The sequence below is a fragment of the Candidatus Poriferisocius sp. genome, from assembly GCF_965204015.1.
Lineage (GTDB): Bacteria > Actinomycetota > Acidimicrobiia > Acidimicrobiales > Bin134 > Poriferisocius.
Window position 1 is genome coordinate 227,213 of the sequence record NZ_OZ241965.1, and the last position, 14,259, is coordinate 241,471.

19 protein-coding genes are annotated in these 14,259 nt (G+C 63.6%); 9 read left to right on the forward strand and 10 right to left on the reverse strand.

Annotated features, from left to right (window positions below; translation table 11 throughout):
• Window positions 1–14: 14 nt before the first annotated feature.
• Window positions 15–1,259 carry an MFS transporter gene (locus ACOGJC_RS00995; protein ID WP_419846647.1) on the reverse strand — a complete coding sequence of 415 codons (1,245 nt, stop codon included), beginning with the start codon at window positions 1,257–1,259 and terminating at the stop codon, window positions 15–17.
• Window positions 1,260–1,327: 68 nt separating this feature from the next.
• On the opposite strand from ACOGJC_RS00995, the gene ACOGJC_RS01000 reads away from it, so the two are divergent.
• The 4 genes from ACOGJC_RS01000 (at window position 1,328) to yihA (ending at window position 5,595) form a co-directional block, all read left to right on the forward strand.
• On the forward strand, window positions 1,328–2,359 hold the full coding sequence (locus tag ACOGJC_RS01000) for an NADPH:quinone oxidoreductase family protein (protein WP_419846648.1): 1,032 nt from the start codon (window positions 1,328–1,330) through the stop codon (window positions 2,357–2,359).
• A gap of 62 nt (window positions 2,360–2,421) precedes the next feature.
• A complete protein-coding gene (locus ACOGJC_RS01005; RefSeq protein WP_419846649.1) occupies window positions 2,422–3,600 on the forward strand; it encodes an amidohydrolase family protein in 1,179 nt (392 codons plus the stop codon).
• A gap of 42 nt (window positions 3,601–3,642) precedes the next feature.
• A complete protein-coding gene (locus tag ACOGJC_RS01010) occupies window positions 3,643–4,947 on the forward strand; it encodes an acyl-CoA dehydrogenase family protein (protein ID WP_419846650.1) in 1,305 nt (434 codons plus the stop codon).
• A 51-nt stretch (window positions 4,948–4,998) separates the two neighbouring features.
• Window positions 4,999–5,595 carry a ribosome biogenesis GTP-binding protein YihA/YsxC gene (yihA, locus tag ACOGJC_RS01015; protein WP_419846651.1) on the forward strand — a complete coding sequence of 199 codons (597 nt, stop codon included), beginning with the start codon at window positions 4,999–5,001 and terminating at the stop codon, window positions 5,593–5,595.
• On the opposite strand, the gene ACOGJC_RS01020 is transcribed toward yihA, so the two are convergent.
• Genes ACOGJC_RS01020 through ACOGJC_RS01030 form a run of 3 tightly spaced genes read right to left on the reverse strand, consistent with a single transcriptional unit; the run spans window position 5,585 to window position 6,882 of the window.
• Window positions 5,585–6,211, reverse strand: a complete 627-nt coding sequence (locus tag ACOGJC_RS01020; RefSeq protein WP_419846652.1) for an HAD-IA family hydrolase — start codon at window positions 6,209–6,211, stop codon at window positions 5,585–5,587. The genes yihA and ACOGJC_RS01020 overlap by 11 nt on opposite strands.
• A gap of 51 nt (window positions 6,212–6,262) precedes the next feature.
• On the reverse strand, window positions 6,263–6,634 hold the full coding sequence (locus ACOGJC_RS01025) for a type II toxin-antitoxin system VapC family toxin (RefSeq protein ID WP_419846653.1): 372 nt from the start codon (window positions 6,632–6,634) through the stop codon (window positions 6,263–6,265).
• Window positions 6,631–6,882 (reverse strand): type II toxin-antitoxin system Phd/YefM family antitoxin, encoded by a 252-nt coding sequence (locus tag ACOGJC_RS01030; protein ID WP_419846654.1) that lies wholly within the window; start codon window positions 6,880–6,882, stop codon window positions 6,631–6,633. The genes ACOGJC_RS01025 and ACOGJC_RS01030 overlap by 4 nt, the downstream gene beginning before the upstream one ends.
• A gap of 149 nt (window positions 6,883–7,031) precedes the next feature.
• Here ACOGJC_RS01030 and ACOGJC_RS01035 point away from each other — a divergent pair, with 149 nt between their 5' ends.
• The gene (locus ACOGJC_RS01035) at window positions 7,032–8,183 is read left to right on the forward strand and encodes an ATP-binding protein (protein WP_419846655.1); all 1,152 of its coding nucleotides are present in this window, start codon (window positions 7,032–7,034) and stop codon (window positions 8,181–8,183) included.
• A 31-nt stretch (window positions 8,184–8,214) separates the two neighbouring features.
• Here the strand turns inward: ACOGJC_RS01035 and ACOGJC_RS01040 are convergent, their stop codons facing one another.
• Window positions 8,215–8,568, reverse strand: coding sequence for a hypothetical protein (locus ACOGJC_RS01040; protein WP_419846656.1), 354 nt, complete (start codon window positions 8,566–8,568; stop codon window positions 8,215–8,217).
• Window positions 8,565–8,810 carry a hypothetical protein gene (locus tag ACOGJC_RS01045; RefSeq protein WP_419846657.1) on the reverse strand — a complete coding sequence of 82 codons (246 nt, stop codon included), beginning with the start codon at window positions 8,808–8,810 and terminating at the stop codon, window positions 8,565–8,567. Before ACOGJC_RS01045 ends, ACOGJC_RS01040 begins: the two co-directional genes overlap by 4 nt.
• Before the next feature lie 205 nt (window positions 8,811–9,015).
• Here ACOGJC_RS01045 and ACOGJC_RS01050 point away from each other — a divergent pair, with 205 nt between their 5' ends.
• Window positions 9,016–9,384 (forward strand): hypothetical protein, encoded by a 369-nt coding sequence (locus tag ACOGJC_RS01050; RefSeq protein WP_419846658.1) that lies wholly within the window; start codon window positions 9,016–9,018, stop codon window positions 9,382–9,384.
• Between the two features lie 64 nt (window positions 9,385–9,448).
• On the opposite strand, the gene ACOGJC_RS01055 is transcribed toward ACOGJC_RS01050, so the two are convergent.
• Entirely contained in the window at window positions 9,449–9,805 is a 357-nt protein-coding gene (locus ACOGJC_RS01055; RefSeq protein WP_419846659.1) for a hypothetical protein, read from the reverse strand.
• Window positions 9,806–9,823: 18 nt separating this feature from the next.
• On the opposite strand from ACOGJC_RS01055, the gene ACOGJC_RS01060 reads away from it, so the two are divergent.
• Window positions 9,824–10,363, forward strand: a complete 540-nt coding sequence (locus ACOGJC_RS01060) for a hypothetical protein (RefSeq protein ID WP_419846660.1) — start codon at window positions 9,824–9,826, stop codon at window positions 10,361–10,363.
• Between the two features lie 32 nt (window positions 10,364–10,395).
• Window positions 10,396–10,881, forward strand: coding sequence for a prepilin peptidase (locus ACOGJC_RS01065; protein ID WP_419846661.1), 486 nt, complete (start codon window positions 10,396–10,398; stop codon window positions 10,879–10,881).
• A gap of 33 nt (window positions 10,882–10,914) precedes the next feature.
• On the opposite strand, the gene ACOGJC_RS01070 is transcribed toward ACOGJC_RS01065, so the two are convergent.
• The 3 genes from ACOGJC_RS01070 to ACOGJC_RS01080 all read right to left on the reverse strand — a co-directional run bounded on the left by ACOGJC_RS01070 (window position 10,915) and on the right by ACOGJC_RS01080 (window position 12,998).
• Complete coding sequence (locus ACOGJC_RS01070) at window positions 10,915–11,151, reverse strand: YlcI/YnfO family protein (protein ID WP_419846662.1); 237 nt, start codon at window positions 11,149–11,151, stop codon at window positions 10,915–10,917.
• Window positions 11,148–11,459, reverse strand: a complete 312-nt coding sequence (locus tag ACOGJC_RS01075) for a hypothetical protein (protein WP_419846663.1) — start codon at window positions 11,457–11,459, stop codon at window positions 11,148–11,150. The genes ACOGJC_RS01070 and ACOGJC_RS01075 overlap by 4 nt, the downstream gene beginning before the upstream one ends.
• Window positions 11,460–11,786: 327 nt before the next feature.
• Window positions 11,787–12,998: an alpha-hydroxy acid oxidase gene (locus ACOGJC_RS01080; RefSeq protein ID WP_419848280.1), complete on the reverse strand. Its 1,212-nt coding sequence runs from the start codon at window positions 12,996–12,998 to the stop codon at window positions 11,787–11,789.
• A 182-nt stretch (window positions 12,999–13,180) separates the two neighbouring features.
• On the opposite strand from ACOGJC_RS01080, the gene phnD reads away from it, so the two are divergent.
• A complete protein-coding gene (gene phnD, locus ACOGJC_RS01085; protein WP_419846664.1) occupies window positions 13,181–14,224 on the forward strand; it encodes a phosphate/phosphite/phosphonate ABC transporter substrate-binding protein in 1,044 nt (347 codons plus the stop codon).
• The last annotated feature ends 35 nt before the right edge of the window (window positions 14,225–14,259 follow it).

A 14,259-nucleotide genomic window follows, 5' to 3' on the forward strand; every position in this document is an offset into this window, starting at 1 on the left:
CGAGCGCCCGCGGGTCAGGTGACCGCAGTGCCCACGTCCATGGAAGCGAAACGACGGGTGCTAACCAGCCAGGCGGCCAGAACCACGATGATGCCCGCGCTGATCGACACCGTGATTCGGGGGCCGATCCAGTCGAACAGCGCCCCTTGGATCATGGTGCCGGCGCCGATGGCCAGGTTGATGGCCATCAGGTACAGGGCAATGATCCGTCCCCGCATGGACTCCTCTACTTGGAGTTGGATGACGGTGTTGAGCGTGGAGGCGGTGGCGAGGTGGCAGCCGCCGAGGATCAGTAGGAACAAGATAGCCATGGCGTACCACGGGGCGAGGCCGAACCCGGCCAGCGCCAGGCCGTAGGCGCTCAGCCCGATAGCCAGCAATCGGGATCGGGCGGTGAACTGTCCCCTTCCGGCCACCGGCGGGAAGAAGATCACCGACCCGATGCCGGTGCCGGCGGCCAGCAGGCCGAGTTGCCACCCGGTGGTGTTGAACTCCTCTTCGGCGAACACCACGATCAAAAAGATCAGGGGCTGGGCGCAAGTGGCGGTGATGAGCACCGTCTTGAACGCCCGCTTGATGCCGGGCTGGGTTCTCCAGTAGGCCAGCACCTCCCGCAGATCGGCGAACACCCTGATGGGGGGCGGGTCGTCGGGCAGCAGGCGGGGCACCTGGATGAGCAACACGGTGAATAGCACTGCAAAGAAAGAGACCCCGTTGGCGAAGAACACCCAGCCCGGCCCGAAGAATCCCAGCAGCACTCCGCCGAGAGCCGGCCCCACCGCCCGGGTGGCCTGGAACTGAGTGGAGTTGAGCGTGACCGCGTTCAACAACAGCTCCTTGGGCACCAGCTCGGATATGAACGCCTGCCAGGCAGGCAGCATGAAGCCGTTGAGAATGCCGTAACCCCAGGCCAACAGCATGTAGATCACCGGTGAGCGCACCCCGGCTCCCCACAGGGCGGCAAACCCGAAAGCCCCCACGCACAGCAGGCTCTGGGTCACCAGGATGATGCTGCGGCGGGGCACCCGATCGGCCAGCGGCCCGGCCCACAGGTTGGTGAACACGGTCAACATCATCTGGGTGATCGTCACCAGCCCAACCCACGCCCCCCGGTCGGTGATCTCGTCGATCACATAGGCCAGCACCAAGATCTGCATCCACGTCCCGGTGTTGGAAACCAGAGCCCCGAACCAGAACAACCGGAAGTTGCGCAATCGCAGGGCCCGAGTCGAAGCCCGAAACCCCGGTCGATCAGCCACCCAGCGACCCTACCGCCCGACCAGTTGCCTGGCAGACCGTCGCCGCCACCGCAGTAGGCTGCGCTGCCGTGCGAGCTTGGCGTGTGCATCAGTATGGGAGGCCGTCGGAGGCGCTGCGGCTGGACGAGATTGACGAGCCGGTGCCGGAGGCGGGAAAGATCCGGGTGGCGCCCACTCGGACGGTGCTGAACTTCAACGAGATCGACGGCTGCCACGGGCGCTACCGCACCGTGAACCCCGATCTCCCCTACACCTTGGGCATGGAGGTGCTGGGCACGGTTGACGCCGTGGGAGAGGGGGCCGAGGAGTGGCTCGGACGCCGGGTGCATGCCACCGCCGAGAGCGCCTTCGGGGGCTACGCCGACAAGGTGATCTGCCAGCCCGACATGGTGTTCGACGCCCCCGAGTCGCTGGACGACACCGAGGCGGCCGCCTTCTTCTTCCCCTTCCACTTGTCCTGGCTGGGCTTGCACGAGCGGGGCCAGGTGCAGCCGGGAGAGTGGGTGCTGATCCACGCCGCCGCTGGCGGGGTGGGCTCGGCCGCGGTGCAGCTGGCCGTGGATGCCGAGGCCCGGGTAATAGGCACCGCGGGTAGCGAGGACAAGTGCGAGTTTGTGCGCTCCCTGGGAGCCGAGGCCGCGGTGAACTACCGGGACGGAGACTTCGCCACCGAGGTGCGCGACATCACCGGCGGAGCGGGCGTCGACCTGGTGTTCGACGGGGTGGGGGGCGAAGTTACCGAAGCCTCGCTACGGTGCATGACCCGGGGCGGGAGGCTGATGATCATCGGCTTCGCCAGCAAGATCGAGGCCGAGGACGCCGTCGGCCTCCCCCCGAGGCTGCTGTGCTTCTCCCAAGTGTCGATCGGAGGGGTGCTTTTGGCCTACAGCAGCAACCCAGCGGTCTACGGCGGCATGGCCGGGTTCAACATCAACCCCCGATCACTGGGCGACCGGATCCACGAAGAGCTCTGCGAGCGGCTGGCCGAGGGGCGGATCGCCCCGCTGGTGGGCGGCACCGTGCCCTTCGAGGAGCTGCCCGCCGCCCTCGAGCAGATGGAGGACCGCCTCACCACCGGTCGCATCGTGGTGGTCTGCTGAAAAACGCCCCGGCACGGCCCCGCCGGTGGTCGATTGCCGAGCAAACAAGCCAGAATAGAGCCATGACTGAGCTCGGATATCTCGCCTTCGACGCCGACAACCACTACTACGAGGCCACCGACGCCTTCACCCGCCACATCGACCCCAAGATGGCCAAGCGCTGCATGCAGTGGGCCGACATCGGGGGCAAGCAGCGGCTGATCGTGGCCGGGCGGATCAACCGGTTCATCCCCAATCCCACCTTCGACCCGGTGGCCAAACCCGGCATCCTGGATGAGTACTTCCGGGCCAAGACCTCGGCCAGCGACATGCGGGAGGCCTTCGGCGAGCTCGACCCCATCAGCCCCGCCTACCGCAACCGCGACGCCCGCCTGGCCCTCATGGATTCGCAGGGCCTGGGCGGCTGCTTCATGTTCCCCACCCTGGGGGTGGGCATGGAGGCCTGTCTGGAAGACGACCTCGGGGCCATCACCGCGGCGTTCGGTGCCTTCAACCGCTGGCTGGACGAAGACTGGGGCTTCTCCTACCAGGAGCGCCTGTTCACCGCCCTGTACCTGAGCCTGGTGGATGTGGACTGGGCGCTGGGCGAGCTGGAGTGGGCCATCAGCCGGGGCCTGCGGCTGGTGAACTTCCGGGCCACCTCGGTGCCCGACGGCCACGGCAACTACCGCTCGCTGGGCCATCCCGACCACGACCCGGTGTGGCAGTTCCTCAACGACCACGGCGTGTGCGTGGCCTTCCACTCCGGCGACTCGGGCTACTCGTTCATGAACCACCGCTGGGGGCTCGGCACCGAGACCGAGGCCTTCCGCTACAACCCCCTCCAGAGCCTGCTGTCGCACTCCCCCATCAGCGACACCATGGCCTCGCTTCTGGCCGACGGGGTGCTGGTGCGGTTCCCCAACCTGCGGGTGGCCACCATCGAGACCGGCTCCTATTGGGTGCGACCCCTCATCCAGAAGCTGGCCAAGACCTACGGCCAGCACCGCTACGCCTTCGACGAGGACCCGGTGGAGACGTTCCGCAACCAGGTGTGGGTGTCGCCCTACTACGAGGACGACTTGCACGAGCTGGCCGGGCTGATCGGCACCGACCACATGCTGTTCGGCTCCGACTTCCCCCACGCTGAGGGGCTGGCCGACCCGGTTTCGTTCGTGGACGACCTCGACGGGTTCAGCGACGACGACATCCGCCGCATCATGTGCGACAACGGCGCCGGCCTGTCGCAGCTGGCCGTTTAGCCGACCGGCGAACCCTCATATCCAACCGAAGGAATCAGCGTCATGGCCTGGGATTTTGAAACCGAGCCCGAGTTCCAAGAGCAACTGGACTGGACCCGGGCTTTTCTGGACGAGCACATCCTGCCGCTGGAGACCATCGATCTGGAGGTGACCGACGAGCAGTGGAAGTCCCTGACCGCCCCGCTGAAGCAGCAGGTGAAAGACCGGGGGCTGTGGGCCTGCCATCTCGACCCCGAGCTGGGGGGCCAGGGCTTCGGCCAGGTGAAGCTGGGGTTGATGCACGAGATCTTGGGTCGGTCGTCGATCGCGCCAGCCATCTTCGGCAACAACGCCCCCGACTCGGGCAACGCCGAGCTGTTGGCCATCGGCGGCAACGAGGAGCAGAAGAAGCGGTGGATGGAGCCGCTTTTGGCCGGCGAGCTGCGCTCGGGGTTCTCCATGACCGAGCCCGAGACCGCCGGCTCCGACCCCACCCTGTTGGAGACCAAAGCGGTGCGCGACGGCGACACCTGGGTGATCAACGGCCACAAGTGGTTCACCTCCGGCGGCTCGGGGGCCGACTTCCTGATCGCCATGGTGGTGACCAACCCCGACGTCCACCCCTATCAGGGGTCGTCCATGATCGTGGTGCCCACCGACACTCCCGGCCTGGAGATCGTGCGGGACGTGCCCAACATGCACCACCCCTACCCCGGCCAGTTCGCCCGCCACCCCATGGGCCACTCCGAGGTGATCTACCGCGACGTGCGGGTGCCCGCCGAGAACCTGATCGGCAATCCTGGCGACGGGTTCGTGCTGGCCCAAAAGCGCCTCGGCCCCGGCCGCATCCACCACGCCATGCGCTGGATCGGCCAGTCGCAGCGGGCGCTGGACATGATGTGCGAGCGGGCCCTGTCCCGGTACGCCCACGGCAGCCTTCTGGCCGAGAAGCAGATGGTGCAGGACTTCATCGCCGAGACCCGTATCGACATCGCCTCGGCCCGGCTGCTGTGCCTCCACGCCGCCTGGCACATGGACAAGCACGGCTCATCGGCGTCGCGCACCGAGATCGCCATGATCAAGGTGTACGGCACCAAGATGCTGTACAACGCCATCGACCGTTCCATCCAGGTCCACGGCGCGCTGGGCTACTCGGCCGACATGCCCTTGGAAGAGATGTACCGCAACGCCCGGGCCTCCCGGCTGGTGGACGGTGCCGACGAGGTGCACAAGGTGTCCATCGCCCGCCGCACCCTAAAGGAGTACTCCGCGGTGGACGGCTTCCCCACCGAGCACATCCCCACCCGCCGAGCCGCCGCCCTCGAGCGCTTCGGCGACCTCCTCGACATCGAGGTCATGAACAGCTAGCCGCTGGCAACCCTCAACTTGGCCCGACGAAGGGGCCGGTAGCCTGTCGGAATGTCCAAGCCGCTGGCCCTGCGCTTTCTGCGGTCGGCCAGCGACGCCGGCCAGCTGCCCGAGTCCCGCTGCGAGGTGGCGTTGGTAGGGCGCTCCAATGTCGGCAAGTCGTCGCTCCTAAATGCGGTGGCCAACCGCAAGGGCTTGGCCCGCACGTCCAAGGCCCCGGGAGCCACCCGGCTGCTCAACATTTTCGAGCTGGAGAGCGAGCCCGGCCGCTGGCTGGTGGATCTGCCCGGCTACGGCTTCGCCAAAGCGCCCAAAGCGCAGCGGGTCGGATGGCAGAAGATGATGGACGGCTACCTGATCGACCGCCCGACCTTGGTGGAGGTGCTGCTGCTGGTGGACGGCCTCATCGGCCCCACCCCTCTAGATCTCCAAACCGTGGAATGGTTGGCGCACCACGACGTGCCCCTGCAACCGGTGGCCACCAAAGCCGACAAGGTGAAATCGTCCCAACGGGGCACCCGAAAAGCCGAACTGGCCAAGGGCCTCGGCGTCGCCCCCGGCGATGTCATCTGGACCAGCGCAACCAAAGGCCAGGGCATCCCCGAGCTCCGGGCCGAGATCAACTCCGCCCTCCGGCTCAACCCCTGAGCGAAAACCCCACCACAGCCTCCAACTCGGCCAAAGCCTCGTCGGGATCTACCACCTTGATGGTGGTCATCCCCATAGCCCGAGCCGGTTTGAGGTTCACCCCCAAGTCGTCGAGAAACACGCACGCCGACGGCGCCACGTCCAAAGCCTCACAGGCCATCGTGTAGAACGCCGGATCGGGCTTGCGCACCCCCAACACCGACGACTCCACCACCACGTCGAACCACCCCATGACCTCGGCCAGCTCCGCCGACCGCTCCGACGACGCCATCGGCGAGTAGTTGTTGGTCAACAGCCCCGTCTTGAGCCGCTCCGAACACCGCCGCACCGCCTCAGCCACCTCCGGCCGCAACTCCCCGCTCAGCCCGTTCAGCACCGCCATCCCATCCACCCGATACCCCAGCGCTAGGGCCTCCCCCTCAAACGCGGCCGCAAACTCCTCCAGCCCAATCTCCCCCCGCTCCATCCGCGCCCAAGCATTGGTATCCGAATCAGTCGAATTGATCCTCCGAATCAACCCCTCCGGCAGCCCATTCTCCCGCTCATAAGTCGCAAACCCCTCCCAAGGCCCCACCACAATCACCCCACCCAAATCAAACAAAGCCGCCTCAACCACCGCCCGAGGCTATTTGACCTTTCCCGTTGGTGGCGAGATGTTAGCCAGCTTCTAGGCGGGAAGGATGTTGACCCCGTAGAGCCCCATTTGGGAGTCTCGAGTGACGAGCAGAAGGTCGTGGTTCAGCGCTTGGGCGATGAGCATGCGGTCGAACCGGTCCCGGTGGTGATCAGGCAAAGAACCGGCCAGGCGGGCGTCGTCGTGGGAGATGGAAAGCGGTTCGAAGTCGTCAATTCTCACGTCGAATATGGCGTCGTCAACCTTCAGCTTCCCGCTAGCCCGCTTGATGCTGATCTCCCAGATGCTGGCCGCACTCACATAGGCGATGTTGTCGGGATCAGCGATCGCCGCAAATGCCTCGGAGGAGATCTTCTGCTCGTCGGCCCACCACAGCAGAACGTGGGTGTCGAGCAGGAGGTTCACTCCCAGCTCTCATCGTCAAGATCGCCCTCGAAGGCAGCGATGATGTCCTCTGGCGTTTCGTCGAAATCAGGGGCAATCCACATCTTCCCCGCCAGGCGACCGGGTTTCCGAGGTTGCCGTACCTCCCGGTAAGGCACCAGCCGAGCCATAGGCTTGCCGGCCTTGCCCAACACGAACTCCTCCCCCTCGGCAACCCGTTCGAGCAGCTTCGACAAATGGGTCTTGGCCTCGTAAACATTGATCACCATAAACCTACCCTACCCTATGTTGGTCAGACTAGACCAGACTATTGCTGGTCGGCAGCCAGCTGTACGATGACCAATATGGCGAATCCGAAGAACGGAATCAGGGTGAAGGAGGAAGCCAGGCTTTAGGACATCATGATATTCTAAAGTTTATGTTTGATCGGTTGTTGGTGCTGCCGGCGCCTGGGACGGAGACCTTCTTCTTGTGGGGGCCGCGGCAGGCGGGGAAGAGCACCCTGCTCAAACAGCTCTATCCCGATGGCGTGTGGGTTGATCTGCTGAAGGCGGACGAGTTCCGCCGCTATGCGACGCGTCCCGAACTGCTGCGCCAGGAGCTCGAGGCATCGGGACCGGACCCCTCCCGACAAGTCGTCATCGACGAGGTCCAGAAGGTGCCCGCCCTGCTCGATGAGGTGCATTGGTTGATCGAGAACCGCGGGCTGCGCTTCGCGCTCTGCGGGTCGAGTGCAAGGAAGGTTCGCCGGGGCGCGGCGAACCTGCTCGGCGGACGCGCCATCCGCTATGAGATGCGGGGCCTGACCGCCGGGGAGATTGGCGACGGGTTCGACCTCGACCGCGCCCTCAACCACGGCTACCTGCCCCGAATCTACGAGTCGGCCCGGCCCCGGCAACTCCTCGATGCCTACATTGCCGACTACTTGAGAGAGGAGGTGGCCGCCGAGGGCCTGGTGCGGAACCTGCCCGCCTTCTCCGACTTCTTGGACGCGGCTGCGCTGAGCGATGGCGACCCCGTCAACTACTCGAACATCGCCCGCGAGTGCGGCGTATCTGGCCCCACCGTCAAGTCTTATTTCGACATCCTCACCGACACGCTGCTCGCCCACAGGCTGCCGCGCTGGCAGCGGCGGGCGAAGCGCCGCCTCGCCGGGGCGCCGAAGCTCTACTTCGGCGACGTGGGCGTGGTGAACCGCCTGGCGCGCCGGGGCGAGCTCGAACGCGGCTCCGACAGCTACGGCAAGGCATTCGAGAACTGGGTCTTCCACGAGCTGTCCGCCTTCGTCTCCTATCGCGACCTCGACGAGCGACTGGCCTACTGGCGACTCCCCAGCAAAATCGAAGTCGACTTCATAATCGGAGACATGCGACTCGCCATCGAGGCAAAGGCGACCGCCAGAATCACCAGCAAACACCTCAAGGGCCTCCGCACCCTGGCCGAAGAGCACCCCGAAGTCCGCAAAACCGTGGTATGCCTCGAACCCCGCTCCCGCCGCACCGACGACGGCATCGACATCCTGCCGGCCACCGAATTCGCCCACCGACTCTGGCAAGGAGATCTTGCTTAGCTGAACTGACATGGTGACGAGGACCCCGCCGTCAGTAGCGTTCGAAGCGGGCGTTGAGCTGTGACATGTCCTCGTGGTCTGTGGTGAGGATGAATGTGCCCAGGCTCTCTGCGACGATGGCGAGATGGGCGTCAACCACATCTGAGGTACCGGAGTCGGCGAGCCTGAGCCCCACGCCCACCGACTCGTCGAAAGGGTGGATATAGAAGGAGGGCAGCGCACGGGACAGGTTCGCCTGTCTCGCCGGTTCCCGCCAGACCTGCGCGAGCACCGGATGGGTCGTGTGCAGATCATCGCCGCGCTCGGCGGCCCGCTTGATCAGAGCCCACAACCGGGAGTTCAGGTTCTCGCTATCGAGGATCAGCGGACCAGCGTCCACGATCAACGACCCACCCCCTGCCGGTCAAGAACGCCGTCGGCCCACTCGAGATGCTCGGAGCCGATGGGGCCCTCATCTGCCTCCCACGAAGCGATCATGTCGAGCATCGCGCGACTGCTGCGGCGCCGCTTCACCTCGGCGAGAAGAGACCGCTTGATGGCCAGCTTCTTAGTGCCGTCCAATGCCACCAGCTCCGCGAGTGCTGCTTCCATCTCATCATCGAAGTTAATGGTCGTCTTAGAACCCATATAAGTATGGTATTACAACCATATATGTACGGCAACCCTGGCTCTGGCAGCGACCGTCGAGCCACCACAAGACCCCGCTTCCAGGCAGACCGACAAACCACGTCTCAATTCGGGGTCGACTTAGAACGGAAGTATATTGAAATGTATTTTAGTTGTATTACCGGAGGGCGGAGTGTAAGGTGGTCGCAAGGAGGTTGATGCGTTCATGTCGGTCGATTTGATCCCGTTTTTCGCCACTATGGTGGTGGTCGTGGCTGGGCTGATGCGCTATCAGCACCTTGACAGCACGAAGACCCGTGAGCTCATCGACAAGGCGAGCAAAGAGAACCGCGAGCTCATCGACAAGGCGAGCAAGGAAAACCGCGAGCTCATCAAGGAGAAGAGCGATGAGAACCGGGATCTCATCAAGGAGAACCGGGAGCTGGTGGACAGGAATCGGGACTTGATTGAGAAGTACCACTTGGAGACGGCTGCCAGCATCGGGGAGGTCCGGGAGCGCCTGGCCCGCATCGAGGGGCGCTTGGAGATTTGGCCGACGCCGCCGCCTGACGAGCCCACCGCCGAGGCGGCCTGACCCTTTCGCCCGCAGCCGCCGGGAGCGGGCGGGGTGGTTGTTGCGGGTCGGGTGGGAAACCCTCTCAGGCTTTGGTGCCTTCTCCATTGGCTTCACCGAGGGCTGCCTTTTCCAGGGCAAGCAGCCGCCATAGCATCGCCAACGACGCTCCCAGCACCGCGCCCAAGAACATGTAGGCAAAGCCCACTACAAGAGCCCGCAAAGGCGTTGCCGGCGGAATCGACAGCGCAGCCAGTGCGGCGGCGAAATATGCCACCGTCAGCCCCACGTACACCAGAGACAGGCCGACTTGGACCGCGAATGGGCTGCGGTCTCTACGGCTGTCTCGAAACGCATTCCCCGCCGCTCCGCTGAACACCAAGGTGGCCGATGCCGCCAACACCGCAACTGGGGTCATCGCCGCGCCCAGCACCCCGTTCACCTGCCCAGACCAGCGCCCTTGCGCGGCATATTCCCCACGGTGAGTTTCTATGGCCAGGCCGCCGAGGTAGTGGCGATTCCCCCCCGCCTCCTAGTCTCCATCGCCGACGCCAAAGAAGAAGTACAGGAGGGCGATCCCGGCGATGACAACAAACTCGTGTTCGAGATGAGGTTCAGCACGCCCAACACTCAACGAGTGGAAATCAAACACGAGGGGATAGCACTTATAACAGGCGCGCATTCCGTGGTAGTCGACGAGGGGGAATGCTGCTTTTGGGAAATCGAAGTCCCCGTCATCGGCGACGACGATCACGAGGGAGATGAGACTCTTCAACTTGAGTTGGAGCTAGTTCTCGCAGGCCCGTGCGCCCCCGACGCCCCTGCTCTGGCCAACCCGATGGAGGAGAGTTCCGAGATCGAAATTCAGTGCGACGACAAAGATGCTTCGACGTACAGGATGCCCGTTGATCCCGTCGGGGATCTTAAGCCGGGCTACTGGAAGACCCAGGTGGAGGGCACAATCACAGACGACGACCCACCACCACCACCCAACTCTTAAGCCTGGATCCCCAGGCTCTGTCAGGATGCGCGGTGTTTGAAGGAGGTCTGGTGTGGGCCGCGGTGGGGGTGTGGGCCGTGATGGGGGTCTACGTCTCGATCACCGACCTGCGAGAGGCCATCATCCCCCGCCGGGCCTGCTGGACCGCCGGCGGGGCCATCGCCGCACTGCTGGCCGGCGCCGCCGCGGCCACCGGCGACCCTCTCCGACTGGGGCTGGCCGCGGCCGCCGCCGCGTCGGTGGCCTTGCTGCTTGAGTTGGTCTACCGCCAATGGCCCGAAAAGATCGGCTACGGCGACGTGCGGCTCATCATCGTCAACAGCCTGCTGGCCGGGTGGTGGGGCATCCCCTGGGCCTGGTGGGCCCTGTGCGCCGGGGCACTGGCCGAGTGGCCCATCGCGGCGGCCGCGCTGGGCCGCGAGGGCCGCACCGCCCGAGTGCGATGGGCCCCCGGCCTGGTAGCCGGCACCGCCGCCGTCCTGGCCTGGCGCCTATGGGCCGAAGGCCCCACCGGATAAATCAACGCCATCCAAGGCAGCTATGAGTTGAGATCAGGGGCTATCTACTTGGAGTTCGCGGTTGACAGCTTGGCGGATCCAAGAGGACACCGAGCGGTCGTCGGCTTTTGCGGCTGCCCTGACTTGTTCTAGCACGTCAGGAGGAAACCTCACTGGCACCAACTCGGTCAGACGCTGCTTGCGCCGCCTCCCTGGTCCCTGAGGAGTCAAGTTCTCGGGATTGCTATAGAAAGCGTGCTCCTCTTCAGGAGTCATTTTCGAATCGTTCATCGATCCTCCATGTACTGCATTGCCAAGCGGGCCAACGCGACGTAACACCCAATGGGGCGACACTTCTCTGGTTTGCCAGAATCTGGCGGAGCCAATGGCACGACCAGAACTCTTCCCCCCAAAGCAGACACCATCAGCCAGTGGGCTGGGGGTTTCGCCGGGAAGAAAAGCGGATCGCTCTGCCACATTTCGATGACGTCATCAATGCCCAGAGAGCCATGTTTGAACAGGTGAGCTGCCTGGTAGTCGATCTCAAACGGGTCATTGTCATCGAGAAGGTCTAAATCAAAGCGGTCTTCTAACCGCATATTGTATTACAAGCGGATACGAAAACCAACACGCATCCCCCTAGGGGAAGGCTAAGTTGGGGTCCTCCTCGCCGATTTCTTGGAAGATGGCCCACAGGTCGTCCCCTTCGAGCAGTTCAGTCAAGGCCCGACGACCCTCGGGCGATAAACGCGGGTCTCCATCACCTGGCCCGCTGTCTGGCACACCGTCAGAACTGAACTGAACCGCCAGGGCATGCTCGCATTGGGAAGCTTCAGCACCTGCCTGTTCAACCGGATGGTGAACCATTTTGTGACTATACCGACCGTCTACCTGAAAGACTCCCAAGCTGCCATGGAAGGAGGCCCTTATTGCCGTTGGCGGACTGAGGCGGGGGTTAGATCAGACGCTTTGGGGACGCCGATAAGGGCGAGGGTGCGGTGGAGGTCTTCGGTGAATTGGTCGATTAGGTGGTCTACGCCGGGTTCGCCGGCGGCGGCTAGGGCGTAGAGGTAGGGGCGACCGAACATCGCGGCGTCGGCGCCCAGGGCGAGGGCCATAGCTACGTGGCTGCCGCGGCGGATGCCGCCGTCGCAGATGATGTCGAGGTCGCCGCCTACGGCATCGGCCACCTGGGGGACCAGTTCCAGGATGGGGGGTGCGCCGTCTAGCTGGCGGCCGCCGTGGTTGGAGAGGATTATTCCGTCGACCCCCTGTTCAGCGGCTACCTGCGCGTCGGCCACTGATTGAACGCCCTTCAATACGAGCTTTCCGGTCCAGCGTTCTCGCAGCCAGTCCAGGTCATCCCACGACAGCGCCTGATTGAACTGGTTGTGGGCGAACTCGGCCAGGCCTAGCGCCGAGCTGCCGTCGTAGCCCTGCACTCCGGTCAGATTGGCAAAGGTGATGGGGTCGGACCGCAGCAGCGACCACGTCCAGCCCGGTCGGCGCAGGCCGTCCAGCACGGTGTCGGGACCCAACGTGGGCGGCAGGGTGAAGCCCCGGCGCACGTCCCGCTCTCGGCGGCCGAACACGGGCGTGTCCACCGCCACCAGCAGGGCCTCGTAGTCGCAGTCGACCGCCCGCTGGAGCCATTCGGCCACCAGGCCCCGGTCTCGCCAGAAATAGAGCTGGAACCACAGCGGGCCGTCGCTCACCTCTCTGATCTCTTCAATAGAGCAGGTGCTCAGCGTGGACAGCGAATAGGCGATTCCCTTGCGGGCCGCGGCTCGGGCCACGGCCAGCTCCCCGTCGGGGCAGACGATGCGCGTGAACCCGGTGGGCGATAAGGCCAGCGGCAGCGGGTGGCGCCGGCCCAGCAGCTCCACCGAAGTGTCCAGCGCCGACACGTCCCGCAGTACCCGGGGGACGAACTCCCACTGGTCGAACGCCGCGGCGTTGCGCTCCATGGTCAGCTCATCTTCGGCCGCGCCGTCGATGTAGTCGAACACCCCCGCAGGCAGCCGCCGCCGGGCCATCTCCCGCAGGTCGACCACCGACGCCGCCCGGCTCAACCGCCGCTTGGCCCGTTTCGGCTCAAAGCGCCGAAACCGCGCCACTGACCGCAGCGTCCGGATCATTCCCACCACCTGAACTTACAGTGGACCTGCCCACTGGTGGAGGCGGCCGACGAGATGTTGACGACAACGCCGGCGTACTGCATACCTCAACGGCACGCTTCCCCAAAGCCTGTTACGGTATAGCCCAGCGACCCGGATGGTCCACCTTGAGGTCGGCCAAATGGTCCATATAAGGGGGGGTCATGTCGCGAACACACACACACACATATCGATTGTTAACTGTTGCCATCGCTTTCATACTGCTGGGGGCTGTAGCTGCCGCATGCGGAGACGATGATGATGGCCGACCTAGCAAACTTGTCTTCAGTCAGGTGCCAGCCGAAGATGCAACCGGTATGGCCCAGGCCTACTCAACGACGATTGACATTCTCATTGACAATGTTGAAGGCCTAGAAGAAATAGAGTTCGTCCTAGCCACTGAATACGCTGGAATGGTTGAAGGCATTATCGCAGGGCGCATTGATTTGGCCCAATTCGGTCCTTTTGCCTATGTAATCGCAACTAAGAATGGGGCCAACCTTGAAGTCGCTGGTGCCGCCATTAGGAAACGAGGAGCGGCTCCAGGGTATCGAAGTTATTTGGTAACTGGGAAGGATAGTGGAATTTCAAGCCTCGAAGATCTTGCAGGTAAGTCAGTATGCTTCACCGACCCAGGTTCAACTTCGGGCTTCTTATTCCCCTCAGAGGGTCTGCTCTCAGTAGGTCTTGACCCATCAGAAGGCTCAACTGATATAACACCAGTTTTTGCCGGTGGGCACGACGCATCCGTCTTGAGCGTCGCCAATGGAGATTGTGACGCAGGTTTCGCAGCCGATATCTTCCTAAAGAGCCAACCCGATGACGCTGGTCCCGGCAGGCTCCAAGACTCCGGAGACCTTGATGGCATTCTCGACAGAGTGGATCCTGGATCTGATGTCAACCCTGAAAATGCTGAATTAGCAATCATCTGGAAAACAGAATTCATTGCTGGCGCGCCGTTCGCAATTAATACAGATACACTTCCTGAAGATATGGTCGACGAGATCACAACTGTCCTGAACGAAAAAGCTAATGCTACCTACGCCATAGCCAACGGTTATTGCGAGGGGACTGAAGACGACCATACTTGTAACATCGGTGCAGGAGGTCCTGGAGATTGGGGATACATCGACGTAGGAGGCGACTCTTATTACGATGGTATCCGTCGAGTCTGTGAAATAACTGGCGCTGTCGAGTGTGAAGGCTAGTCAGAGAAGTCACATCTACACGCCAGAACTCTTAT